Origin of the sequence: Acinetobacter rathckeae, from assembly GCF_015627125.1 — a bacterium.
GTDB classification, from domain to species: domain Bacteria; phylum Pseudomonadota; class Gammaproteobacteria; order Pseudomonadales; family Moraxellaceae; genus Acinetobacter; species Acinetobacter rathckeae.
This window is the reverse complement of record NZ_VTDO01000002.1, coordinates 387995-413618: the sequence shown is the minus strand read 5'-3', so window position 1 is coordinate 413618 and position 25624 is coordinate 387995. Positions and strand designations below refer to the sequence as shown.

Annotated in this window: 21 protein-coding genes and 1 pseudogene; 8 read left to right on the top strand and 14 right to left on the bottom strand. The window is 39.4% G+C overall.

All coding sequences use genetic code 11. The features are described from left to right. Positions 1-431 precede the first annotated feature (431 nt). Positions 432-785, top strand: a complete 354-nt coding sequence (locus tag I2F31_RS05465; protein ID WP_195768523.1) for a hypothetical protein — start codon at positions 432-434, stop codon at positions 783-785. 523 nt (positions 786-1308) lie between these two features. On the opposite strand, the gene ykgO is transcribed toward I2F31_RS05465, so the two are convergent. Further along, positions 1309-1434 carry a type B 50S ribosomal protein L36 gene (ykgO, locus tag I2F31_RS05460; RefSeq protein ID WP_195768511.1) on the bottom strand — a complete coding sequence of 42 codons (126 nt, stop codon included), beginning with the start codon at positions 1432-1434 and terminating at the stop codon, positions 1309-1311. 108 nt (positions 1435-1542) lie between these two features. Then, complete coding sequence (locus I2F31_RS05455; protein ID WP_195768510.1) at positions 1543-1713, bottom strand: hypothetical protein; 171 nt, start codon at positions 1711-1713, stop codon at positions 1543-1545. A gap of 328 nt (positions 1714-2041) precedes the next feature. On the opposite strand from I2F31_RS05455, the gene I2F31_RS05450 reads away from it, so the two are divergent. Beyond that, positions 2042-3349, top strand: coding sequence for an MFS transporter (locus I2F31_RS05450; RefSeq protein ID WP_195768509.1), 1308 nt, complete (start codon positions 2042-2044; stop codon positions 3347-3349). Positions 3350-3721: 372 nt separating this feature from the next. Beyond that, positions 3722-5029 (top strand): MFS transporter, encoded by a 1308-nt coding sequence (locus I2F31_RS05445; RefSeq protein WP_195768508.1) that lies wholly within the window; start codon positions 3722-3724, stop codon positions 5027-5029. A gap of 49 nt (positions 5030-5078) precedes the next feature. On the opposite strand, the gene I2F31_RS05440 is transcribed toward I2F31_RS05445, so the two are convergent. The 8 genes from I2F31_RS05440 to rpiA form a co-directional block, all read right to left on the bottom strand. Next, positions 5079-5273, bottom strand: coding sequence for a hypothetical protein (locus I2F31_RS05440; RefSeq protein WP_195768507.1), 195 nt, complete (start codon positions 5271-5273; stop codon positions 5079-5081). 79 nt (positions 5274-5352) lie between these two features. Beyond that, positions 5353-5700 carry a YnfA family protein gene (locus I2F31_RS05435; protein WP_195773547.1) on the bottom strand — a complete coding sequence of 116 codons (348 nt, stop codon included), beginning with the start codon at positions 5698-5700 and terminating at the stop codon, positions 5353-5355. Positions 5701-5723: 23 nt separating this feature from the next. Next, positions 5724-8006, bottom strand: coding sequence for an ATP-dependent Clp protease ATP-binding subunit ClpA (gene clpA / locus I2F31_RS05430; protein ID WP_195768505.1), 2283 nt, complete (start codon positions 8004-8006; stop codon positions 5724-5726). Between the two features lie 10 nt (positions 8007-8016). Next, positions 8017-8427, bottom strand: a complete 411-nt coding sequence (gene clpS / locus I2F31_RS05425) for an ATP-dependent Clp protease adapter ClpS (RefSeq protein ID WP_195768504.1) — start codon at positions 8425-8427, stop codon at positions 8017-8019. A 16-nt stretch (positions 8428-8443) separates the two neighbouring features. After that, positions 8444-9196 carry a DUF6776 family protein gene (locus I2F31_RS05420; RefSeq protein WP_195768503.1) on the bottom strand — a complete coding sequence of 251 codons (753 nt, stop codon included), beginning with the start codon at positions 9194-9196 and terminating at the stop codon, positions 8444-8446. Positions 9197-9241: 45 nt separating this feature from the next. Next, a complete protein-coding gene (argC, locus tag I2F31_RS05415; RefSeq protein ID WP_195768502.1) occupies positions 9242-10288 on the bottom strand; it encodes an N-acetyl-gamma-glutamyl-phosphate reductase in 1047 nt (348 codons plus the stop codon). 110 nt (positions 10289-10398) lie between these two features. After that, positions 10399-11094: a YgjP family zinc-dependent metalloprotease gene (locus I2F31_RS05410; RefSeq protein WP_195768501.1), complete on the bottom strand. Its 696-nt coding sequence runs from the start codon at positions 11092-11094 to the stop codon at positions 10399-10401. Next, on the bottom strand, positions 11084-11755 hold the full coding sequence (gene rpiA / locus I2F31_RS05405) for a ribose-5-phosphate isomerase RpiA (protein WP_195768553.1): 672 nt from the start codon (positions 11753-11755) through the stop codon (positions 11084-11086). Before rpiA ends, I2F31_RS05410 begins: the two co-directional genes overlap by 11 nt. A 115-nt stretch (positions 11756-11870) precedes the next feature. Here rpiA and ilvA point away from each other — a divergent pair, with 115 nt between their 5' ends. Beyond that, the gene (gene ilvA / locus I2F31_RS05400) at positions 11871-13412 is read left to right on the top strand and encodes a threonine ammonia-lyase, biosynthetic (RefSeq protein ID WP_195768500.1); all 1542 of its coding nucleotides are present in this window, start codon (positions 11871-11873) and stop codon (positions 13410-13412) included. A 95-nt stretch (positions 13413-13507) separates the two neighbouring features. Beyond that, entirely contained in the window at positions 13508-13954 is a 447-nt protein-coding gene (locus I2F31_RS05395; RefSeq protein ID WP_195768499.1) for a GNAT family N-acetyltransferase, read from the top strand. A gap of 112 nt (positions 13955-14066) precedes the next feature. On the opposite strand, the gene I2F31_RS05390 is transcribed toward I2F31_RS05395, so the two are convergent. The 4 genes from I2F31_RS05390 to msrB form a co-directional block, all read right to left on the bottom strand. Next, positions 14067-15146 (bottom strand): phospholipase A, encoded by a 1080-nt coding sequence (locus tag I2F31_RS05390; RefSeq protein WP_228285080.1) that lies wholly within the window; start codon positions 15144-15146, stop codon positions 14067-14069. Positions 15147-15229: 83 nt separating this feature from the next. Further along, a complete protein-coding gene (locus tag I2F31_RS05385; RefSeq protein WP_195768497.1) occupies positions 15230-18163 on the bottom strand; it encodes an insulinase family protein in 2934 nt (977 codons plus the stop codon). Between the two features lie 147 nt (positions 18164-18310). Beyond that, a complete protein-coding gene (locus I2F31_RS05380; protein ID WP_195768496.1) occupies positions 18311-18793 on the bottom strand; it encodes a glutathione peroxidase in 483 nt (160 codons plus the stop codon). Then, positions 18790-19209 (bottom strand): peptide-methionine (R)-S-oxide reductase MsrB, encoded by a 420-nt coding sequence (gene msrB / locus I2F31_RS05375; protein WP_195768495.1) that lies wholly within the window; start codon positions 19207-19209, stop codon positions 18790-18792. The genes I2F31_RS05380 and msrB overlap by 4 nt, the downstream gene beginning before the upstream one ends. Before the next feature lie 152 nt (positions 19210-19361). Here msrB and I2F31_RS05370 point away from each other — a divergent pair, with 152 nt between their 5' ends. From I2F31_RS05370 to dnaE, 3 genes and pseudogenes are all read left to right on the top strand, one after another. Continuing rightward, on the top strand, positions 19362-20597 hold the full coding sequence (locus tag I2F31_RS05370) for a pyridoxal phosphate-dependent aminotransferase (protein WP_195768494.1): 1236 nt from the start codon (positions 19362-19364) through the stop codon (positions 20595-20597). Between the two features lie 336 nt (positions 20598-20933). Further along, positions 20934-21992: a type II asparaginase gene (locus I2F31_RS05365; protein ID WP_195768493.1), complete on the top strand. Its 1059-nt coding sequence runs from the start codon at positions 20934-20936 to the stop codon at positions 21990-21992. A 157-nt stretch (positions 21993-22149) separates the two neighbouring features. Then, a pseudogene (dnaE, locus tag I2F31_RS05360) lies at positions 22150-25623 on the top strand (DNA polymerase III subunit alpha); the annotation flags it as partial. Position 25624 lies beyond the last annotated feature (1 nt).

Here is a 25624-nt window from a genome sequence, read left to right as displayed (position 1 = left end):
TTGTTGGTGTTTTTATTATTTGGTATAGTTAAGTAATTGTTTTTGATATATATTTTATTGAAAAATATCTTTTCTCATAATCCATTGGTCCCGTGTTCGAGTCACGGTGGGCCCACCATTTATTAAACCTCGTAACTGTTTGAGTTGTGGGGTTTTTTAGTCTCTAGCGTTTGAGAGTTTCCAAACTTTCTGTAATTTTTTGACTTATTCTTCACTCTCTTCAATTCATTTTGAACTAAACACCATACTCTAACATATTGTAAGTTAACATTTTCTTCTACATATTATTTACAGTAATCCACATATACTCTCTTTAAAATCATATTTCTATGAAGTATAGATATGATTTTCATACAGGTATCACACCTATTTATTGACGATAGGTGTACAGATAGATATCCTTGACCAATCTTTAGATTAGAAACGAAGTAATGGCAAAATATAAAGTTGTAACCAATCAATTGACATCAGATACACCTATTTCAAGTAGTTTTTGTAAGTGCCATAAACTAAGAAAGTCATCTGGTAAACTTCTATACCGTATCAGCCAATGTGCCAATACCAATGACTACATGTTAGAAATCAAAGATATTTCTTCAACCAAACGTGTAACTGCTGAAAATGATGATTCAGAGTTAGTAAACCTAAGTACTATATTATCAAATCTAGTTGTTGATAAAACTTTTGGCTCGGTTGCAAAATTATTACCTGCTTTTAGCAATAACCATGAAGCTGTTTTTATTGTCGCAGTTTTACTAGATTTGAAAATTGTAAGAATTGCTTAATCATTAGATTTTCTAGGATCTACAGCTAAACTCACATTATAACCGTAATAAATCCCTATATATCTGTTGATAGATACATAGGGATACATATCTAAGATATATCCATAGACTACTACAAAAATATATAATAATACTTAAGGCCATTCTCTCAGCCAAACGTACAAGAGGTGCGACTATTGCTAAAGTATTTTAAATGATAAACAGGCATAAGATATTTTTAAATACAAAGACCTTAGCGTTTAGTTACCACCTATTGGAAGATAAACTTTTACAACTTTCCAAGTCAAACCGTCTCTTTCTAATATTAGTTTTACCTGTTTATATTTCTCTTATTTCTCAATGCTGACCTCAAACTGATTCATAGATAAATATTGTGTTGAATAATTCTCTGCTACTTTGTAACTTACTGGTTCATTTATTTGATGACTTATAGTGTGTATTTGATTTCCTAAATTCTGATTTGTCTTTTTACCCATTCAGTTAATTAAAATAAAAAACCGAAGCATACACTTCGGTTTTTTATTTAGCCTTGTCTGGCTTTAAAACGAGGGTTAGATTTACAAATTACAAAAATCTTCCCTCTACGGCGTACAATTTGGCAATCTGAAGATCTTCTTTTTGCCGTTTTTAATGATGATAATACTTGCATTGTTATCTCCCACATAGTGTTATGTTATAATATAACACTATGTGGGAGAGTAAAAGCATTTTTTATATGCTTTTACTTTGTTTTCACATACATTATAAATTGCAAGGCTTAGCGTTTACCCATAGAACGTCGTGTACCACGTGGTGGTGCCCATGTACGATCTGCATATTGCTGCGCTTTTGGTCGTACTTGGTTGTGTACTGCATCACTTTGCTCGGCCTGTTCTAAGCTTGCCACTGGAAATGGTAATGCCACCTGTTTTTTAACTTTACTACTCATGAATCTATCACCTCAAAATATTACTCTATTTTAAACTATTGGCTTTCATAGATCACATAAGAAATGCGTTATATTAATTTTTTTTACATTTTTTCTAAAATCAGCCCTAAAGTTGAATATTTTTTCATAAAACTAGCAATATTTAGACTATAAATTTAATATTAATATACGCATAATAAACATACATTGTAAAACAGAACCTCATACCCACAATTTTCTGCTTTATTTAGAAGCTAAAATCTATACCCCATGATTTTTTTGCTTCTTCCGTTGCTATTTTTAATAGCGACTCAAACAATAATCTACTTTTAATTATGTGAACGATATTATGGACACGTCATCAACCATGAGTGAAGACACTCAATCCAACTCAAAGGCCAGAGTACTTATTGCGAGCCTTGTTGGGACGACAATCGAATTTTTTGACTTTTATATTTATGCAACTGCTGCTGTATTGGTATTCCCTCACCTATTTTTCCCAGCAAGTAGTAGTGGTGCAGCAACACTACAATCTTTAGCTGTTTTTGCAGTCGCTTTTATTGCACGTCCTGTTGGGGCGGCTGTATTTGGACATTTGGGTGACCGAGTCGGCCGTAAGTCCACTCTTGTTGCAGCCTTATTACTTATGGGGCTTTCAACTGTATGTATTGGTTTACTACCAACCTATGAACAAATTGGTATTCTCGCACCACTGTGTTTGGTACTTTGTCGTTTTGGTCAAGGTCTTGGGTTAGGCGGTGAATGGAGCGGTGCAATTTTACTTGCAACCGAAAATGCACCTGAAGGGAAACGTGCTTGGTATGGTATGTTTCCTCAATTAGGTGCACCGATTGGCTTTGTACTTGCAGCAGGTTCATTCTTGCTACTTGGTGCAGTCATGTCAAATGAAAACTTTTTACAATGGGGCTGGCGTATTCCATTTATTGCCAGTTCATTACTCGTTCTTGTTGGTTTATATATTCGTTTAAAACTGCATGAAACACCTGCATTTAAACGTGTACTCAACAAACAAAAAGAAGCAAATATTCCATTTAAAGAAGTATTTAGCAAACATAGCTTAACTTTACTTATTGGAACACTATCTGCTGTTTGTACATTTGTTTTATTTTATATGATGACTGTATTTGCACTCAACTGGGGAACAACTGCACTTGGTTATGCACGTGGTGACTTCTTAAAAATGCAGTTATTCGCAACTCTGTTTTTTGCAGCATTTATTCCTATTTCTGCTTTACTCGCAGAAAAAATTGGACGTAAAACGACCTCTGCTGCAATGTGTATTTTAACCGCATTATTTGGCTTAGCACTCCCTTACCTATTTGTTGCTAACAATCCTGTGTTAATTGTTGTATTTTTATGCATCGGTCTTGCAATTATGGGATGCACTTATGGCCCGATTGGCACAGTATTGTCAGAAATATTTCCAACATCTGTACGTTATACGGGTTCAGCACTCGCATTTAACTTAGCAGGTATTTTAGGTGCATCTTTTGCACCACTCATTGCAAGTAGTCTTGCTAAAGACTACGGGATACAAGCTGTTGGCTACTATATTATTACAGCAGCCACCATTTCATTTATTGCATTCTTATGCATGCGTGAAACCAAAAGTATTGATGTGAACAACGAACTTTAAAATATCAATTTCTATTAAACCTAACACGGCCTATGCTGTGTTAGGTTTACTGCTAGACTCGTTACTTAATACACCGCTCTAATTTCACTTAGTCATATTTATGGTAAACATAGCCAGTTCATACAAACTATAATAAAAAAACAAGGGGACTTGTTTAGCACAGATACCATCACTTTCTATTAATAGAATAATCCTTTACGTGAGTTTTAGTCGTTTTATGAATATGGCACCTTTAGCTCATTATCTTCATTCATGTAAGAAAATAGTCATATAAACCATCAAATTTAATATATGATTATTCAAATCTCATCTAATTTTTTGCTCTACTCAGCCTCATTCAACTAAAAAGCTATAACAATATAGGGGTCTTTTATGTCTAAAATAGATTCATCCACTCAACCTACATACCACAACTCATCTACACGTGTTTGTATCGCAAGCCTTGTTGGTACAACCATAGAGTTTTTTGACTTTTATATTTATGCAACTGCTGCTGTATTGGTATTCCCTCACCTCTTCTTTCCTATAGATAGCGATAGTGCTGCAACTTTAAAATCTTTAGTGGTTTTTGCCGTGGCTTTTATTGCTAGACCCATTGGTGCGGCCCTTTTTGGTCACTTGGGTGATCGTATTGGTCGTAAGTCTACTCTAGTCATAGCGCTTTTACTGATGGGTCTTTCTACCGTATGTATAGGACTATTACCAACGTATGCTCAAATTGGCATTGCAGCACCATTCTTACTCGCACTTTGTCGCTTTGGGCAAGGTCTTGGTCTTGGAGGTGAATGGGGAGGTGCAATACTACTTGCTACAGAAAATGCACCTGCAAATAAACGTGCTTGGTATGGTATGTTTCCACAACTTGGTATTCCTCTAGGTTTTATTTTAGCCACACTGTTTTTTATATTGCTTGGTACAGTCATGTCAAATCAAGCATTTTTACAGTGGGGCTGGAGAATTCCGTTTATCTCTAGTGCATTACTTGTGCTATTAGGCTTATATATTCGTATTTCTTTGCATGAAACCCCTGCTTTTCAGCAGCTCTTACATGCAGAAAAAAAAGTCAATGTACCGCTAAAAGATGTATTTACTAAACATGGTAAAACATTATTTTTAGGCACAATGGCATCTATATGTACTTTCGTACTCTTTTATATTGTTAGTGTTTTTGCACTCAACTGGGGTACAACAGCGTTAGGCTATGCACGAAGTGATTTTCTAAAAATACAATTACTATCTACATTCTTCTTTGCTGCATTTATACCACTATCTGCGATGGTTTCAGAAAAATACGGAAGAAAATACACCTACATGGCAATATGCATTATGACCGCTTCATTTGCTATAGCACTGCCATACTTTTTCATTGCAGGTCATATCATTACAGTCACTATTTTTTTATGTATTGGGTTATCTATTATGGGTTGCACCTGCGGTCCAATGGGTACAATTTTATCAGAAATGTTCCCAACATCTGTACGCTACACTGGTTCAGGCTTAGCATGCACCCTAGCTGCAATTTTAGGTGCATCTATCGCACCATTTACCGCAACAAGCCTTGCCCAAAACTTTGGCTTAAGTGCAGTGAGTTATTATCTTGTAGCAGCATCTGCAATTTCATTTGTTGCTTTTATTTTTATTAAAGAAACTAAAGATACCGACTTAAACCATTCGTCTTAAAAAATTGCAGTGTCTTTAATATACAAGACACTGCTCAATTTTCATTAGCTTAAAGATATTTCCATAATTTATCTTGCCCGAGCTTTGCTAGAGTAAAGGTAAAATCATTGTCTGCTTTAACTAAAATATGACTGTCTGAATCATGTATAACTTTAAACAATAACCCCTTGTTAAAATAAATAGTGTCATACCCTTTTTTTTCGATTTCTATTGCTTCTAATAACTCAACAAGTTGATTACTCATGATGATAATTACCTCATTATTCCATATGGTTTTAAGGCATGATTTCAATACATGAAATTGTAAATATTTTGTGAGGTGATTATTTTGTCAAACCATTAGGTTGCAATATAATGATAAAAGCCCCACACAAAACAACAAAACCACCAACCATGTACCATTTTGTTAGTGCAATATTATCAAAAAATCTTAACCATAATAAAGCTGTAAATATATATATACCACCATAAGCTGCATAAATACGACCAGATGCGGCTGGATGTAGTGTCAGCAACCATACAAATAGCAATAAACAAATGGCTGTAGGAACCCACAACCATTTTGTTTTACCTTCACTGAACATCAGGTATGGAAAGTAACAGCCTAAAATCTCTGCAATTGCAGTAACAAAAAACAAAGCAAAGGTTGAGAGTATTTTTAATATATCCATAATTTCAACCTATGCCTCTACACTTACCCAACCACTGTGGTTTGATCTTCAAATACTGTCAGCAGTAAACCGATATCTTTACCGTGTTCAGATTTTACAGACACAGCCACATTACCACCATGCTCTGCTAACTCACCAAATAAAATCATATCGGCAAGTGGCTTCTTCAAATGCTCTTGAATCAAACGTTGCATTGGTCTTGCACCCATGTAGTAATCATAGCCATGTTCTGCAAGCCATTGGCGCGCAGAAGTATCCACCTCTAAAACCACTTTTTTATCATCAAGCTGTGCTTGGAGTTCTGTGAGGAACTTATCAACAACCGACTCAATAATTGATTTTGGCAACGCTTTAAACTGAATCGTACTGTCTAAACGGTTACGAAACTCTGGTGAAAATGCCTTTTTCATTGCATCTTGGTTATCAAGACTATGATCTTGTTCTGTAAAACCAATGCTTGAACGAGAAATACTTTCTGCACCCACATTGGTAGTCAGTACTAAGATCACATTACGGAAGTCTGATTTACGACCGTTATTGTCCGTAAGTGTGCCATGATCCATAATTTGTAAAAGCAAATTAAAGACATCTGGGTGTGCTTTTTCAATCTCATCTAACAATAAAACGCAGTGCGGATTTTTATGAATAGCATCTGTAAGCAGACCACCCTGATCAAAACCAACATATCCTGGAGGTGCACCAATTAAGCGTGACACGGCGTGACGCTCCATGTACTCAGACATGTCAAAACGAATCAGCTCTACACCTAGCAACTTCGCAAGCTGTTTGGTCACTTCTGTTTTACCTACACCTGTAGGCCCTGCAAATACAAAACTACCAACAGGCTTATTTGGTGATTTTAAGCCTGCTCTAGAAAGTTTAATCACAGATGATAATGCAGTAATTGCTTCTTCTTGCCCAAAGACCACACGTTTCAAATCACGCTCTAAATGCTGTAATACAGATTTATCATCTTTAGAAACTGTTTTCGGCGGAATACGGGCAATTTTCGAAATCACATCTTCAATCTGCTCTACAGAAATGTGTGTACGTTCTTCTAAACCTTTTAAACGACACTGAGCCCCTGCTTCATCAATCACATCTATGGCTTTATCTGGTAAGAATCGGTCATTAATAAATTTTGCAGATAACTCTGCTGCACTTGCAAGTGCCTGATCGTCATATTCTACATGGTGGAAGTCTTCGAAACGACTTTTTAGACCACGTAAAATTTCAATGGTTTCACTCACGCTCGGCTCATTAACATCTATTTTTTGGAAACGGCGTGACAGTGCATGATCTTTTTCAAACTCTTGACGATACTCTTGGAAAGTCGTTGAACCAATACAGCGTAACGTCCCATTTGCAAGTGCAGGTTTAATCAGGTTTGATGCATCCATGGTACTACCCATGCTTGAGCCAGCACCAATAATCATATGAATTTCATCAATAAATAAAATTGCATTTGGCTTTTTCTTGAGTGCATTCAGCAATTGCTTGAGACGCTTTTCAAAATCACCTCGGTATTTTGTACCTGCAACCAATGCACCTAAGTCTAAACTATAGATTTCAGCCTGATGCAATGGTTTAGGTGCTTTCTCATTGACAATTAACCATGCTAACCCTTCAGCAATAGAGGTTTTACCTACACCAGGGTCACCAACAAGCAATGGGTTATTTTTACGGCGACGACATAAAATTTGTGCCGCACGTTCAATTTCTTTTTCTCGACCAATAAGAGGGTCTGTTTTTCCTTTGGCCGCCTCTACGTTTAAATTCAGCGTATAGGCATCTAATACTGTATCTACAGAATCTTTGCTGGTTGCTTCTACATCTGCTTCTTCTGTGTCTTCTTCAGAAGAAGCACTTTCAATTTTAGAGGTACCATGTGACAAATACTGCGTTAAAGTTAAACGATTAATCTGATGGCGTTTAAGTAAATATACAGCAAATGCATCTCGCTCTGAGTACATTGCAACCAATACATCTGCACCCTCTACGGTACGGTCTCCACCACCTGATTGCACATGAAAAATCGCCCGTTGTAAAATACGGTCAAAACTTTCTGTCGGGTGTGGTGCTTGCTCACTGTGCTCACCAAGTTTAGGGGTATGTTGCTCAACGTACTCTTCAAGTTCTTTACGTAAAGTGACAATATCTGCCCCACATGCACGTAATGCATTCACAGCTGAGTCATTGTCTAATAATGCTAAAAGTAGATGTTCAACTGTAAGAAACTCATGTCTTTTTTGTCTTGCCATACTAACAGCCAAACGTAAAGAAACCTCTAGTTGACGACTAAGCATACCAATCCCCTTATTGTTTTGGCTCTATCTGACAAAGTAATGGATAACCTTGTGAGCGAGCATAATTATTGACCTGATTCGCTTTTGTTTCAGCAATATCTCTAGGATAGATACCAGCGACACCTTTTCCTTCGTAATGTACAGTTAGCATTACTTCTGTGGCTTGGTCAAGATTCATTGCAAAGAATTGTTGTAAAATTTCAATTACAATGTCCATTGGTGTGTAATCATCGTTCAATAAAACAACAACATATAATGGTGGACGTTTCAATTCAGGTGGTGCAACCTTAACATCTAAATCGCCATCATCATGGTGATCTTGGTCAGTGGCAGACATTTGAAGATGCCAATCGACATAGCCCGTATCACTAAAAGCAGCTTTTAAGTCAGTTAAGTCCATCTTCTTTTTTAAACCATGCATAGCGTATCATTTCACATTATTGGATTTTGGCTTCGGCTTGAGGAATATCTGTTGCCAATCGTTCTGGACTGTCAACTTCTTTACCTCTCAACCAATTAAAACGGCGTATTTCATTTACACCACCATTAATTCTGACTTCAATATATTGGGGCACAAAACCATCTGGTATCGTCCAACGCCCTGTGAGCCTTTGAAAATTCTCAAAACTAAAGCGACTATTTTCCATAGGTACAACTAATATCTCATCACCGCGAATCAATCTGAGTTCAACTGAACCGTTGGCCTTTCTTTGGCTTGGACTGACTTGTAATAAATCAAGTTGATATTCAAATGCATTTTCTGGCAATGGACGTACAGATAAATTTTGTACCATAAGCCCTACACCGCCTCTTTGGCGCAACAAATTGCGATAAATTTGACTTTGTGTTTGTGCAATACTTAAGTCAGCTTTATTTTCCGTCAAGGTGTGTGTCAAAGTAGTAGTATTGGTCAGGGCTAAATCACGTTCTTGTGTTGCAAGGTTAAAATTTTTATTGAGCTCGGCTAAGGTGTCTTTTTGCTTTTGTATCACATCAACAAGTTGCTGTGCATCTGCATCATACCCAACCACGGTTAGGCCTTGTTTATGCCCGATAGTGTAACCAAGTGCAAACCCACCAAAACACAGTAACACACTGCCAAGCAATAAAAATTTGTTTGCTTGAACAAAGTTTGGCTTTTTAACCTTACTATGCTTTACAGCAGGTTCTTCTAGCGTATTTTCATTCATTTTTATACTCAATGCATTGATTTTTAATCATACTGTATTTCAGTACTATGGCATTAATGCAATTCCTGTTAGGCCAAGTTGTTCAGATAAACCACACATAAGGTTCATATTTTGCACTGCTTGACCTGCTGCACCTTTCACCAAGTTATCTTGTACCACAACAATGACTAACTTTTTAGGCTGTGGTTGGTACAGTGCGATTCGTAGGGTGTTTGAACCTCTAACACTGCGTGTTTCTGGCACGCTTTTTTGTGGCATAACATCGACAAAGTATTCATCTTGATAAAACCCTTCATAAAGCGACTGTATATCTGTCGTTGTCCCTTGCTCGGTTAAATCAACATAAATTGTACTTAACATACCACGAATCATTGGCACTAAATGCGGTACAAAAACAAGATGTTTAAATTCAGTCTGTGTAGACGCAATACGGTTTAACCCTTCCACAATTTCAGGGTGATGTCTGTGTCCTGCCACTGCATACGCTTTGAAGCTGTCTGTGGTTTCACTAAAAGACAAACTTAAATCTGCTTTACGCCCAGCACCAGACACACCAGACTTCGCATCTATAATAATACTATTTGGATCAATTAACCCCTGTTGTTTTAACAGTGGTGCTAAACCCAACTGCACTGTCGTTGGATAACAACCTGGGTTACCAATCACTTGTGCTTGGCTAATTTGCGCTCTGTTTAGCTCAGGCAAACCATATACAGACTGCTTAAGTACATCAGGGCATGTATGTTGCATACCGTACCACGTTTCAAAGTCTGCTAAGTTTTGTAATCTAAAATCAGCCGCCAAGTCAATGACTTTCACACCATGAGCAATCAACTCTTTTGCATATTTCATGGCTACACCATGAGGCGTTGCAAAAAATACCACATCGCACGTTTGCAGTGCTTCTAGGGTTAAATCAGAGAATTTAAGGTCTGTATGTCCACGTAAACTTGGAAACATATCCGCAACTGCACGACCTGCTTCGGTACGTGATGTCAGCATACGTACAGTGACTTGTGGGTGACGTAATAAAATACGAAGAAGTTCTACACCTGTATAGCCCGTTCCACCAACAATTCCAACTGAAATCACCTTACGCCACCTCAAAGATTAAATTTATCAAAGCCAATTAGTATGACAGGAAGCATATTTTTTCTAAATAGCTTTTTCCATGCCTTACCTCAATTTTACCGCAAAAACCGCTATTCACGATGGTTTAACATCGCATTCACCCAACTCGGCCATGTATTTTGTTTCATTTGCTCATGATGATTTAAGTAATTAGGATCAAACTGTGCTACCGTTTGCCAAAACATAGTACTGTGATTAAACACTTTTGTGTGTGCTAACTCATGTATACACACTGCTCTTACCAACGATTGGTCTAAAAGCACCAATGTGGCATTAAGCATAATTTTATGTTGGGTATTACAGCTCCCCCAACGCGTTTTCACAAAACGTACTTGTACAGCACCATAACTCAGCCCTGTTTCTGCCGACACTGTTTTTAAATATGCAGATAAATGTTCACCCGCATAATCCAATAAAAAGGCTTTTAAAGCTTTAAATGGTGTCGATGCACTTATATATAATATCGTAGGCTCATAACGATACAACTGTGCCATATCAGTAACACACACCTGCACAGCCATATTTAAGTTAAATAAATGAATGTGTGTAGGTGGTTTGACTTCAGATACATTACGGCTCAACTGCTGTTGCCATGCTTTTTCTAACCAATCCTGTGACTGCACCAAAAACTGCTGAATCAGTGCTTCAGGACAATGTTTAGGTACAGTCAAACGGATATGATCTGCACGTACAGTCAATTTTAAGCGTTTTGCTGTGGCATGCTGCACACGTTTAATATGTGCAGCAATATTATGATTACTCAGCAACGCGTTCTTCAATCCCGTGATCTGTTGCAACAATCGCAATATCTGCTTTATTTAAAGCAAAAATACCATTGGTCACAACACCAGGAATATCATTGATGGTTTTTTCAATATCAAGTGCATCTAAAATATTTAAGTTATAAACATCCAAAATCACATTACCATTGTCTGTCACAACACCTTGGCGATACACAGGGTCTCCACCTAAGCTGACAATCTTACGTGCCACAGCAGAACGAGCCATTGGAATGACTTCTATAGGCAAAGCAAAATCATGTCCGAGCTGTCCCACCCATTTTGAGTCATCTACAATACACACAAACTTATGCGCAATAGAGGCCACAATTTTTTCACGTGTAAGTGCAGCACCACCACCTTTAATCATATGTAAATTACGGTCAATTTCATCTGCACCGTCTACATACGCATCTAAGCTTGCCACTTGGTTCATATCAATGACGTCAATGCCCAACGCTTTTAAACGGCTTGCTGTCGCTTCTGAACTGGCTACAGCACCTTTGAGCTCAAGTTGTGGTAATAAATCAATTAAAAAATTTACTGTACTGCCCGTACCCACACCCAATATGCCACCATGAGGTAAATGTTTGAGTGCAGCTTGTGCAGCAGCTTGTTTTTTTGCATCTTGATTTGCGTATAAAGTCATAGTCATCACTTGTTTTTGTTGATTAATCACAGATTTCTGTTGATTATTCAATCCAATCCTATAGAGTGTTTGTTACAATCACGCTTTATTTTAAACTGTTAAACGGAAGATAACCATGTTGTTTCGCTTGGTCAGACAAATTTTACAAGCAACTGTCTATGATGTTGCCATTGAATCTCCTCTCGAAGCAGCACCACGAATTAGTCAAAAAATTAATAACAACATTCGTTTTAAACGAGAAGATCTTCAACCTGTTTTTTCTTTTAAGCTACGTGGTGCATATAACCGCATTAGCCAAATGCCAAAAGAGCAATTACAAGCAGGGGTAATCTGTGCATCTGCAGGTAACCATGCCCAAGGGGTTGCCTTGTCTGGTCGTAAACTAGGTATTCCCGCTATTATTGTCATGCCAAGCACAACACCTGACATTAAAGTACAAGCAGTAAAACGCCTTGGCGGACAGGTGGTTTTACACGGCGACAGCTTCGATGTAGCCAACAGCTATGCGATTGAACGTGCAAAACAAGAAAATTTAGTTTTTGTACCTCCATATGACGACGAATTGGTCATTGCAGGGCAAGGAACGATTGCCAACGAAATTCATCGTCAATGGCGTGAAGTCGACTATATTTTTGTTGCTGTCGGTGGCGGTGGCCTTATTTCTGGCGTTGCGGCTTACTTTGCTGAGGTTGCACCGCATGTACAAATTGTTGCTGTAGAATATGAAGAGTCTGCTTGTTTAAAAGCAGCTTTTGAAAACAACGAGCGAGTAACACTACCGCACGTTGGCTTATTTGCCGATGGTACGGCCGTGGCTCGTATTGGTGACTTACCATTTCAAATTTTAAATCTAAAAAAAGCAGATGGTAGCCCAATTGTTGATAAAACCGTGGTTACAGTAAATACCGATGAAATTTGCTCTGCCATTAAAGATACGTTTGATGAAACACGTAGCATTGTAGAACCGTCAGGTGCAATGGCTCTTGCAGGCATTAAAAAATATGTCGCACAGCATCAGCTCAGCAATAAAAACATTGTTTCTATTGTCTGCGGTGCAAACATGAACTTTGACCGTTTAAGGTACATTGCTGAACGTACCGAACTTGGTGAAAAGCGTGAAGCAATTTACGCAGTTACCATTCCAGAAAAGAAAGGTGCCTTTTTAGATTTTTGCCGTGCCTTAGAAGGTCGTAACCTGACTGAATTTAACTATAGAGCCAATGACGAACAAAGTGCCCAAGTGTTTGTTGGTGTGAGCTTAAAATATGGCGAAGAAGAACGCCATGAAATTTTCAACACGCTCAAACAACAGTACGATGTAGATGATTTATCTGACGATGAAGTGGCAAAACTACACATTCGCTACTTGGTTGGTGGACATACCAAAAACCAAGAACGCTTATTTAGAGTAGAGTTTCCAGAACGCCCAGGTGCATTACTGACTTTCTTAGAACGTCTTGGCCCTGCACATAACATTACACTTTTCCACTACCGCAACCATGGTGCAGCCGAAGGCCGTGTTTTAGTGGCTTTACAGTCAGAACAACACGCATCTGCAACAGCAAGCAATGATGACCTGATTGAAAAACTCAATGGTATTAACTACCCATACCAAGAGATTACCCAAAATGCAGGCTATCAACGCTTTTTAAGATAATTTTTTAATATTGTAGGGCTTTTAATTAAAGATGTATCAATGTAATTGATAAACCTTCACTTTAAAAGCCCTCCCACTTACAAAGAACAATATAAATGAAGAAAGTTTATACTTGGCAATCCAACCAATATACAATTACAACAAATCATAACGTGTTCGACCTTCCTGCAATTCACAACTATTTAACACAATCATCTTGGGCGAAAGGTATTAGTTTCGAGACAGTATCTAAAAGTATTTCAAATAGTCTATGCTTTGGGCTTTTTTATGATCATAAACAAATCGGTTTCGCTCGCGTAATCACTGATGAGGCCACTTTTGGATATATATGTGATGTATACATTTTAGAAAATTGGCAACAACAAAAACTTGGGCAATGGCTCATGGCATGTTGTCATGCTCATCCAACGATATCACGTTTGCGTAGAATAATGCTTGTGACATCAACTGCACCAAATTTTTACAAAAAAATAGGATATACCCCAATCAATACAGAAAACTTTGTTTGGCAAACATTTAGACCCAATATTTATAAAGAATAAACCAAATCATTTGATTAAATGCTGTAAATTGATCCCTTAAATATTGAAAAACATATTTGTATGGTACAAAAAAAGCACAGCAAATATAGCTGTGCTTTTTTATTTTTAAAATTTAGTACCAATCGAGTAAGGACACACCAACACCTACATAATTTGCACGATGGTTATAATCGATCAAGCTTTCACCATAACCATTAAAGTACTGTAATTGTCCACGCAAACGTCCCTTAATTGGAAAAGTCCAATCAAACTGCATTGCACCACGTGAATTTTCACCACCTTTTAAGGTATGTCTAAGCATTAAAGAAAATTGATGATCGTTCCACTTATAAAATGTGGTGATATCAGCTCGACCCACATAATTTTCAATGTCAGGGTTATTGTCATTACTGGCACTTTCAGGAATGCGGTACCATGGTCGAATCACCATCGCAAAATTACCACGTTCCAAGCCCAGATTTAACATCACCCTATTCCAACTACGAGAGTATGGGTCAGCTTGACCATTTGATTGATGGTTTAAAGTAAACCCAAGCAAACGCCCATCTAGACCAAACAACTTATAGTTGGTACGAAACACCAAACTCGCCTCTGGTTCATAGTTGGTTTCACGAAATGGACTAGAGTTTTTTGCGTTATAGGCCTGCCAACGTGATGACTGCGTATAACCTACCCACAAGTCACCATTATTTGGGAAAATATTTTCCCAAACTTTAGCTTTTAATGACAACTGAAATTTCAGCTCTGTTGCATCTAAGCTCTGGTAAGGCACACGATTTTCAGGGTTTGGACTATACGGCGTCGTGTTTTTTTCACTGGTCCAAAACACAGGTAAAACATACACAGGTTTATAACTGCGAATATTCCATGTGCCAAGCTTACTCGCTTCAGACAACTCCCAACGGCTGTCTAATAAAGACGTGGTTGGTGATGCAGGTTGCCCCGTGTCACTGCTATATACCGAACTCACCGAGCTTTTAAATTTATCAACCAATGTAGTTGAAGTCGCTTGCACCACAGCTGGTGTTTCTGCTTGAGCCACCACCGTGGCTTTGGGTACACCAAAGTATTGGTCATAACATGCCAAACGGTCTGCATTAAAAGCGATGCCAGCACAAGCTTGTGCCGATGCGGGTTGTGGAGATGATACCGCAACATCTCCAGCATGAGCACTCTGGGATAAAAAAAGCATCTCACATAAGGAAAATGCAACCACCATATGTGTGTATTTTTTATTCACTTTATATTGCATGATTGATTTTCCTTATTGTTTTGTTAGTTGAGTTGTTGAATATCAAACCCAAGTTGCTCTAGTTCTTCACGTTTTGCAAATGGTGCAACCACGCCACGTGTGGCAACACCGTTTTGTAAATACTGAACTGCAACACGCTTGACATCATCTAAAGTGACTGCCAATAAGTTTTGACGCATCTTTTGTCTAAACTCAGGGGTACGATCATGGCACTGTGCATAAAAGGCAGTAATTGCCTCGCCTGCTGGCGATGTTGGACGATCCATAGATGCAACCAACCCTAAAATTGCCTCTTCAAGTTGATGGTCTTGGTGCTCTTCTGTTAAGAGCCACGTGACACTACGCTCAAAGTCTGCAAAGGTTTCTGCCAAACGTGGGTCACGGTAACTATAAAACCTAAATGAACAGCTGTTTGCATCATAAGCTGCTCCACCACCATACGCACCGCCTTTTTCACGTAATGCACTGTGTAAGAAACCATTTCTTAAATAAGCAGACAGCACCATCAGTGCGACAGCATCAGGGTGTGCAGCAGCAACTACAGGGTAAGCCGCTGAACAAAACTGCACATTGGTTTGTACAAGCCAAGCTTGATCACCATCGACATGACGGCGTGGTACATCAGCAAGTGTAATCACATCACCTGTCACATTTACATTTTGCCATGCCTGCTCAATGTATGGTACTAAGCTCGCACTGTGTTGCTCTTCGCTCACCAATAAGAATTGTTTTGGTGACTGTAATAAACGTTGCTGAATAGACTGCATTTGAGTAATAAAGTCTGCATAAGCCACTGGATCTGATTCAATCTTTTTAATTAAATCGGCCAACCAATTCAGTGCCCCAAGACCTGTATTAAAATATTCACGTTCTGCGTAAGTATTCATGGCACGAGAAGCAATTTGCATGGCATAACTATGGCCTGCACCACTAATACGTGACTGCCAACGGGTTTTACGCTCTTGGAGTAACTCTATAATACGGTCTTTTTCATCAAAACGCATATCTGCAAATGCCAACTTCAGCAGTGCAATGGCATCTAATTTTTTAGTCAGTGATTTTGTGGTTAAACTTAAAAATGAACTCATTTCATTTTTATCATTCAGCCCCGAACGTAATGACACACCCATACCAAAGCCACCGCTTACAGCTGTTTGCAACTGTTGTAACTCTAGATAGTTGTATTGTCCTGCACCCACCTCACCCATTAAAATACTCAGCAAGCTAAAGTAAGGCGACTGCACAACCTCTAATGGCACTTCAATCGCCACTTGTTGGTAATACAAGCCATTGGTTCCTGCATGATATACATGCAAAGGCGTTGCCTGACCATCAAGTAAAACACTTTGTGCTTCACCTGTCATAATATCAATGCTTTCAGGAATATCTTCTAAACCTACTTTAGGTAAGAGATTTAAGTCATCAACCGTATCTTGACGGCGTTTTAAGTCTTCTGTTTGTTGTATAATTTGTGTGCGTTGTTCAGCAGTTAATGTTGCTTCAATCGCATCTAAACGTGCTTGCTCAGCCGCTTGATCACGCTGAGTTTTTTCTGCATCTGGTACAAGCGTTAATAAAACACGGTGTGGGTTATCTAATAAATAGGTTTGTATTAAGTTAGACAGCCACATTGGGTCTTTTAATTCTGCACGTACCATTTCAATGGCACTATCTACATCCCATACAGCCAGTGGGTCATTGTGGTGAATCAAACTACCCATACCATTCATTATCAGGCTTAAGCCATACGGTGTACCACCGGTAATTTCTCGTTGCGTCAACTCTATTTGGTGTAAGATCGACTCAATCTCTGTAGCATCTACAGGTTTTGCTGCCACTTGTTTTAAAATATTCAAAACACCATCTTGGAACTGCTGGGCATGTTCTGGGTTTGAACCTTGTACACCACAGAAAAAAGTCATTTCAAAATTACTGTCATCTACGCCCATAAATGGGCCTGAAGATTCTGCATAATCACAAGTTTCTAAATACTGACGTAACGGCGATGCTGAGTTTTCTAGCAATATACCTTCAACCAAACGCATACCCAAACGTAGCTTAATGTTACTCACTTCTGGCAATAACCAAGAGACCACATGATAGGTTTTGTCTTTGAGCTCAGTCGAGTCAACGGCATATGGCTCAACCACTTCTACAGGTGCAGTTAAACGACGTTCGGGTTTAGAGTAGATGGTTTCGCCACGTGTAAAGTTAACCAACGCTTGTTGCTGAATCTTTTCTTGAATTTCAACAACAGGTAAATCACCAAAAGTCATAAAAATGGCATTACTTGGGTGATAGTGCTTCTTATAAAAAGCAACCAACTGCTCATGGGTTAAATCTGGAATGTCACTCGGTTCACCACCTGAGTTATAGTGATATGTCGTTTCAGGGAATAAATGATGCGCTAAACGGTGATATAACTGATCTGACGGTGAGCTCATTGCCCCTTTCATTTCATTAAATACCACGCCTTTAAATACAGGCTTGTCATTTTCAAGCTCAACACGTATGCCTTCTTGTGCAAAATCTAAAGGGTTCAGGTTCGTAGCAAAAGCAGCATCTAAATACACTGAAAGTAGGTTAAAGTAGTCTTTTTTATTTTCAGTGGCAAATGGATACGCTGTCCAATCTGCTGCTGTAAACGCATTCATAAACGTATTGAGTGAACGGCGAATCATTAAAAAGAATGGGTCACGTACAGGAAACTTTTCCGAACCACACAGTACAGTGTGTTCTAAAATATGTGCCGTCCCTTTAGAGTCCATCGGTTGCGTACGAAAAGCCACTAAAAATACATTTTCAGTATTTTGGCTTGCAAGATGATAATGTATCGCTCCCGTCACACCATGACGATACTCAGACACCTCAACATCTAACGCCTCTACATACTGCTTACGCACAAACTCAAATGCTTCATGGGTATTTTTTTGTGTTTCGGTAACTGCAACCGTCATGTGATCTCCAAAAACCTTTTAACTAATAACTTAAATCCGTTCACTGTCATGCAATCAACGACAAACAACCTAATATATAGGCAAAACTAGGCTACTCTAACACAGCGTTTGGGCAAGCGATAAGGCATGCCGTTAACTGTGTTATTTTTAAGCGAGTGCACGTTCAATATCTTCTCGTAATGTTTCAGGTTTTGCCGTTGGTGCATAACGTGCAATCACCTTGCCATCTCTTCCGACTAAAAACTTGGTGAAGTTCCATTTAATACTTTGTGTACCTAATACCCCTTTTGCCTCACGGGTCAAGAATCTAAAAATAGGGTGTGCTTCTGGGCCTTTTACATCTATTTTGGCAAACATAGGAAAACTCACACCGTAGTTTTTTTGACAAAATGTCTCTATTTCTGCATGTGTACCTGGGTCTTGCCCACCAAATTGGTTACATGGGAAACCCAAAACCTCTAAACCTTGTGCTTTATATTGCTCATACAATTTTTCTAAGCCAGCAAATTGTGGTGTAAACCCACACTTACTGGCAGTATTTACAATAAGTAGCACCTGCCCTTCATAATCTGAGAAATGCTTTTGTTTACCACTGAGTAAATCTGCTTGTAGTTGGTAAATTGTGGTCATGGGTAACTCTCTCCATCATTTTTTTCTTCTGTTTTTAATGTTAATGATGCTGAATTGACACAGTAACGTAGCCCTGTCGGTTGTGGCCCATCTTCAAAGACATGCCCCAAATGCGCACCACAACGTTCACAGGTGATTTCTGTACGCATCATACCAAGGCTTAAATCTTCTTGTTCTGCCACAACACTTTGATTTGCTGGTCTAAAAAAGCTCGGCCAACCGCAACCACTGTCATATTTAGAATCAGATAAAAACAACACTTCACCACAACATTTACAACTGTACTGTCCTGCTTGCTTGGTGTTCCAATACTGTCCTGTAAACGGCGCCTCTGTGCCTTTTTGTCGTGTAACACGATACTCCTCTGCAGAGAGCTCTCTTCGCCACTCACGGTCTGTTTTATTGACTTTTCCCATGACAAACTCCTTGAAAGATATAAAATTCAATATCGCATGTTATTGTCTTTATATTTACGCTACCGCAGACTAAAATGCTAGAAAAATTTCAAGTAGATTGTGCATTTTCAGTAATCTATTTTCTTTTAACATACATATAATTGGACAACACTATGCCCGTTCAAGGTAACACCCCACCACGCGAGATCAAAAAGTCATCTAAGCTTGAGCATGTATGCTATGACATTCGTGGACCAGTGTTACAAGCCGCCAATGAAATGGAAGAACAAGGGCACAAAATCATTAAACTCAACATTGGTAATCCTGCCCCTTTTGGTTTTGAAGCACCACAAGAAATTATTAATGATGTTGCACTCAACCTACCCAATGCGATTGGTTACACAGACTCAAAAGGTATTTTCCCTGCACGTAAAGCCGTATGTCAGTATTACCAACAAAAAGGCATTCGAGATATGCACGTCAATGATGTGTATATTGGCAACGGCGTATCTGAACTGATTGTTATGGCAATGCAAGGTTTGCTAGATGATGGCGATGAAGTCTTAGTCCCGATGCCTGACTATCCATTATGGACAGCTGCCGTCAATTTATCTGGTGGTACAGCGATTCATTATAAATGTGATGAAGAAAACTACTGGTATCCAGATATTGCAGATATGGAAAGCAAAATCACGCAAAGTACCCGTGGTATTGTGATTATTAACCCGAACAACCCTACAGGTTCGGTCTACCCACGCCATGTACTTGAAAAGATCATTGCGCTTGCCAAAAAGCATGACCTTATTTTGTTTGCAGATGAAATTTACGACAAAATTATTTACGATGGTATAGAGCATGTCTCTGTAGCGGCACTCGCAGGTGATCAACTCTGTATTACATTTAATGGTCTGTCAAAATCCCACCGTGTTGCAGGGTATAGAGCAGGTTGGATGACCATTACCGGCAATAAAACACGTGCTGAAGACTATATTGAAGGTTTAAACATGTTGGCATCTATGCGACTGTGTGCCAACCATCAAGCACAATTTGCCATTCAAACGGCGCTAGGCGGTTACCAAAGTATTAATAATTTAATTCGACCTGGTGGTCGTTTGTACGAGCAACGCAACATTGCTTGGGAAATGCTCAATGAAATACCAGGTGTGAGCTGTGTTAAACCAGAAGGTGCAATGTACTGCTTCCCTCGTTTAGACCCAAATATGTACCCAATACAAGACGATGAACAGCTCATGCTTGAGTTACTACGTGCTGAAAAAGTACTATTGGTACAAGGTACTGGTTTTAATTGGCCAAGCCCAGACCATTTCCGTGTGGTATTTTTACCTGCAGAAAATGAACTTAAAGAAGCCATTTCACGTATTGGCCGTTTCTTGGCCAGCATACGCTAGTCTTTGAAGCCCTACAGTGACTCACTTTGAGTGGGTCGCTGTCATCTCATTTTTAAAGCTCTGCTATTTATATCTACTCTTTGTTTAGCATCCTACACGCCTCAGTGCTTATCAACAGCAAAAAATACCTGCTCGTAGATTTAATGGCAATAAAAATAGACTTTTGGCAAGAATACGTTTTAGACACCCTATGTAAGGTAAACTACACCACTTACACAAAAATAAGTTGAAGAACAAAATATAACCATAAAAATACACAACTCATAAAATTGGCATACATAGTGCTTAGTTATGCCTGAACAATTTAATGAACACATTGGCAAGGATATCCTCTCCATGAAAAAAACGCTCACCTCTTTAGCAATGGCTTTAACACTTCTTTCTCCAACTGCACTTTTTGCAAAAAATAATGTCGTTGTTGTTGCAACTGGGGGAACAATTGCAGGTGCGGGTGCAAGTGCAACCAACAGTGCAACATATACAGCAGCAAAAGTTCCTGTAAATGCACTGCTTGATGCTGTACCACAAGTACAAGAATTGGCAAACGTGAGCGGTGTTCAAGCCCTACAAATTGCATCTGAAAGCATTACAGATAAAGAGTTGATTCAACTTGCACGTCAAATCAATGAGTTAGTTAAGAAACCAGATGTAAATGGTATTGTTGTTACACATGGTACAGACACGATGGAAGAAACTGCCTTCTTCTTAAATCTTGTTGTACACACAGACAAACCGATTGTTTTAGTAGGTTCAATGCGTCCTGGTACAGCACTTTCTGCTGATGGCCCACTTAACCTTTATAACGCTGTGGCATTAGCATCTTCAGACTCTGCAAAAGGTAAAGGCACTTTAGTCATGATGAATGACGATATTTTTGCTGCCCGTGATGTGACTAAAACCATCAACATTCATACCAATGCCTTTACAAGCCCATGGGGTGCTTTAGGTAGCGTCGTTGAAGGTAAAGCATACTGGTTTAGAGATGTAAGTAAGTTACATAACAACTCATCTGAATTTAATATTGAAAATATTAAAGGTGATACACTCCCACTAGTACAAATCGTGTACGGTTCAGACAACATGTTGGCTCAATCTTACCTTGCACTTCAACAAGCAGGCGTAAAAGCCATTATTCATGCAGGCACAGGGAATGGTTCTGTCGCAAACTACCTTGTCCCGACATTGACTAAAATTCAGCAAGATGGCATTCAAATTGTCCGCTCTTCACGTGTACCGCAAGGTTTTGTTCTTCGTAATGCAGAACAACCAGATGACAAATACGGTTGGGTTGTTGCACATGACTTAAACCCACAAAAAGCACGTTTACTGACTGCACTTGCACTGACCAAAACTAAAGATGCAAAAGAATTACAAAGAATGTTCTACGCATACTAAAATCGTATTGCACGATAATAGACAAGGGTGTGCCAAACTGGCACACCTTTTTTGCTTTATAGTAGTGCATTAAATCGGCGTAAAAAGCATAATCAACACATGCGTTTAAACCATAGCATGTTAAAATAACAACTTAAATGACGCTAAGGATCTTTTAATGCAGTTTGTTCATCTGGGTATTCACACTGAATTTTCTATTACTGAATCGATTGTTCGTATACCAGAGCTCATGAAAGCTGCGGCAAAAGACAATATGCCCGCACTTGCCCTTACTGACTTATCGAATATACATGCAGCGGTTAAATTTTTTAAGTCATGCCAATCTAAAGGCATTAAACCTATTTTAGGGGCAAGCGTACAACTTGAAGATGCTGAACACCGCGTTACGCTACTTGCTATGACCAATACAGGTTGGCGCAATCTGACTGAAATTATTTCAAAAGGATATATCGAAGGGCAAAAACTTGATATTCCATGCATAAAAAAAGAGTGGATTTTAGAACAGCACCAAGACCTGATTATTTTACTCGGCCAACAAAGTGATGTGGGTCAAGCCATGTGCTCATCACACCCAGACAAAGCCGTTCCGCTTTTCGAAGCATGGCATAACACCTTTGCTAACCGTGCGTACTTTGCCCTAACGCGTACCAACCGTAGCAATGAAGAACTATTTATCAACGAAGCCATACAACTTGCATCAACCTATCAAGTGGGGGTTGTCGCACACAATGACGTGCACTTTATTCATGCAGAAGACTTTGAAGCTCATGAAGCACGTATTTGTATTGCAGATGGTTATGTACTTGCAGACCAAAGGCGTCCGCATATTTATAACTCAGAGCAGTACTTTAAAACTGCCGAGCAAATGACCGCTTTATTCGCAGACATTCCCAGTGCCATTGAAAACACCGTAAATATTGCCAAGCGTTGTAATGTCAACTTACGCCTTGGTGAGTACTTTCTACCTGACTACCCTATTCCTGAAGGCTTCACCATAGACACCTACTTTGAGCACCTTTCAAAAGAAGGACTCGAAGAACGCTTAAAACAGCTTTACCCTGTCAGTGAACGTGATGAGCACTGGGCAGAGATCCGAAAACCTTACGATGAACGCATTGAATATGAAGTGCGTATTATTTTAGGCATGGGTTTCCCAGGTTACTTTCTGATTGTGATGGACTTTATTAACTGGGCTAAAAACAACGGCGTACCTGTAGGGCCGGGTCGTGGTTCAGGTGCAGGTTCATTGGTTGCGTATAGCTTAAATATTACCGACCTAGACCCTCTGCGTTATGATTTACTCTTTGAACGTTTCTTAAACCCTGAACGGGTATCTATGCCCGACTTTGATGTCGACTTTTGTATTTCAGGGCGTGACCGTGTCATTGAATACGTGGCACAACACTATGGGCGTGATGCTGTTTCACAAATTGCGACTTTTGGTACAATGGCCGCCAAAGGTGCGATACGAGACGTTGCCCGTGTACTGGGTAAATCTTACGGTTTAGCAGACCGTATTTCCAAAATGGTGCCCACAAAACCACTCGGTGTTGACCTTGCCACTGCCATTGATATGGAACCGCAGCTTAAAGACATTGTCACCAACCCATCTAACCCAGATTATGACGATGCCAGTGAAATTTGGGAAATGGCGCTTAAACTTGAAGGCATTACCCGAAACACGGGTAAACACGCAGGTGGTGTGGTCATCGCACCTGGGAAAATCACCGACTTTTCAGCCATCATGTGCGATGCAGATGGTACCAACCGTGTTGCACAGTACGACAAAGATGATGTCGAGTCAGCAGGTTTAGTCAAGTTTGACTTTTTAGGCTTACGTAACCTCACGGTCATTGAAGATGCCATACAAAATATTAATAAGCGACTCAAATTAGATGAGCCACTCAATATTATTCATGTTCCTTTAGATGACAGCAAAGCCTATAAGATTTTCTCTGAAGCCAATACTACGGCAGTATTTCAGTTTGAATCTGTGGGCATGAAACGTATGCTCAAAGAAGCTCGCCCGAGCAAGTTTGAAGAAATTATTGCCTTTGTGTCATTGTATCGCCCCGGCCCAATGGATCTTATTCCTGACTTTATTCACCGTATGCACGGTGGCGAGTTTGAATACTTACACCCACTACTCGAAGGTGTACTTGAACCGACCTACGGTATTATGGTGTACCAAGAACAAGTGATGCAAGCAGCACAGTTGTGTGCAGGCTATACACTTGGGGGTGCAGATTTATTACGCCGTGCCATGGGTAAGAAAAAACCCGAAGAAATGGTCAAACAGCGAAAAATCTTTACCGAAGGTGCTGCAAAAAAAGACATTGACGAAGCCACAGCCAACCATATCTTTGACTTTATGGAAAAATTTGCAGGCTATGGTTTTAACAAATCGCATGCGGCCGCTTATGCTTTGGTTGCTTACCACACCGCATGGCTAAAAGCACATTACCCTGCTGAATTTATGGCAGCGGTGATGACCTCGGAAATGCAGAACACGGACAGCGTGGTCTTTTTAATTGATGACTGCCGAAACAACCACTTAGAGGTATTACCACCGTCTATCAATCAGTCTATTTATCGCTTTCATGCCATTGATGATAAAACCATTGTCTATGGGCTTGGTGCAATTAAAGGCGTAGGCGAACAAGCCATGCAATCTGTGATTGACTCACGTGAGCAAGATGGCCCATATCGTGACATTTTTGACTTTTGTCACCGTATTGACCTTAAAAAAATGAATAAGCGAACACTTGAAGCGCTCATTCGTGCAGGTGCACTCGACTGCCTAAATACTGAACGCTCAACACTCATGGCGGAACTTCCAGAAGCTGTACAAGCGGCCGACCAAGCACGACAAAACCGTGAAACAGGCATGATGGATTTGTTTGGTGAAGTTGAGGAAATTCAACGAAAACCAAGTAAGCCACTGAAACCATGGTCAGATGAAGTCCGTTTAAAAGGGGAAAAAGATACCCTTGGCTTATACCTTACAGGCCACCCTATTGATGTTTATCGTGCAGAACTCAAAGCCTTTATTCCAGCCAAACTCAACCAACTCACTCCAACAAAGCGTGGGCAAACCACTGTTTTTGCAGGCTTGGTTCTTGATGTCGCGAACTTCCCAAACCGTATGATGATCACGCTTGACGATGGTACAGCACGTTTAGAAGTCAGTTGTAACCATGAACGCTTTCAACGCTTTAAAGACATCATACAAGTCGAAAAAGTCGTAATTATAGAAGGTGACCTATACGAGCGTGAAGGTTTTGATCGTCCAATGTCTAGACTATCAAAGGCATTTAGTCTGAATGAAATACGACAAAAACGTGCTCAAAACATTCAAATTAGTCTAGCACCCGATGTCCTTACCCCTACACTGGCAAATGACATAAAAACACTCATTCACCCGTATTGTGAAGTAGACATGTGTCAGCATATTCCTTTACTCTTTAAAATAGATACAGACTATGCTCAAGCAAAGATCCAGCCAAATACACAATGGCGGATAGCCCCTTTAGATGAAGCCCTGTGTGCACTACGTGACTATTTTGGAAAAGATACGATTCATATAGAATATCAGGTCAAATCAAAGACTTTACAGCAACCAACAAGACCAA

Excerpts from the sequence above, each read along its gene's own strand:
- I2F31_RS05435 (WP_195773547.1), bottom strand. The coding sequence starts at position 5,700 with ATGGATATATTAAAAATACTCTCAACCTTTGCTTTGTTTTTTGTTACT.
- I2F31_RS05420 (WP_195768503.1), bottom strand. The coding sequence starts at position 9,196 with ATGAATGAAAATACGCTAGAAGAACCTGCTGTAAAGCATAGTAAGGTT.
- I2F31_RS05450 (WP_195768509.1), top strand. The coding sequence starts at position 2,042 with ATGGACACGTCATCAACCATGAGTGAAGACACTCAATCCAACTCAAAG.
- rpiA (WP_195768553.1), bottom strand. The coding sequence starts at position 11,755 with ATGACTTTATACGCAAATCAAGATGCAAAAAAACAAGCTGCTGCACAA.
- I2F31_RS05385 (WP_195768497.1), bottom strand. The coding sequence starts at position 18,163 with ATGACGGTTGCAGTTACCGAAACACAAAAAAATACCCATGAAGCATTT.
- I2F31_RS05465 (WP_195768523.1), top strand. The coding sequence starts at position 432 with ATGGCAAAATATAAAGTTGTAACCAATCAATTGACATCAGATACACCT.
- I2F31_RS05365 (WP_195768493.1), top strand. The coding sequence starts at position 20,934 with ATGAAAAAAACGCTCACCTCTTTAGCAATGGCTTTAACACTTCTTTCT.
- clpA (WP_195768505.1), bottom strand. The coding sequence starts at position 8,006 with ATGCTTAGTCGTCAACTAGAGGTTTCTTTACGTTTGGCTGTTAGTATG.
- clpS (WP_195768504.1), bottom strand. The coding sequence starts at position 8,427 with ATGCATGGTTTAAAAAAGAAGATGGACTTAACTGACTTAAAAGCTGCT.
- I2F31_RS05395 (WP_195768499.1), top strand. The coding sequence starts at position 13,508 with ATGAAGAAAGTTTATACTTGGCAATCCAACCAATATACAATTACAACA.
- I2F31_RS05455 (WP_195768510.1), bottom strand. The coding sequence starts at position 1,713 with ATGAGTAGTAAAGTTAAAAAACAGGTGGCATTACCATTTCCAGTGGCA.
- I2F31_RS05380 (WP_195768496.1), bottom strand. The coding sequence starts at position 18,793 with ATGACCACAATTTACCAACTACAAGCAGATTTACTCAGTGGTAAACAA.
- I2F31_RS05445 (WP_195768508.1), top strand. The coding sequence starts at position 3,722 with ATGTCTAAAATAGATTCATCCACTCAACCTACATACCACAACTCATCT.
- ilvA (WP_195768500.1), top strand. The coding sequence starts at position 11,871 with ATGTTGTTTCGCTTGGTCAGACAAATTTTACAAGCAACTGTCTATGAT.
- I2F31_RS05440 (WP_195768507.1), bottom strand. The coding sequence starts at position 5,273 with ATGAGTAATCAACTTGTTGAGTTATTAGAAGCAATAGAAATCGAAAAA.
- ykgO (WP_195768511.1), bottom strand. The coding sequence starts at position 1,434 with ATGCAAGTATTATCATCATTAAAAACGGCAAAAAGAAGATCTTCAGAT.
- msrB (WP_195768495.1), bottom strand. The coding sequence starts at position 19,209 with ATGGGAAAAGTCAATAAAACAGACCGTGAGTGGCGAAGAGAGCTCTCT.
- I2F31_RS05390 (WP_228285080.1), bottom strand. The coding sequence starts at position 15,146 with ATGCTTTTTTTATCCCAGAGTGCTCATGCTGGAGATGTTGCGGTATCA.
- I2F31_RS05370 (WP_195768494.1), top strand. The coding sequence starts at position 19,362 with ATGCCCGTTCAAGGTAACACCCCACCACGCGAGATCAAAAAGTCATCT.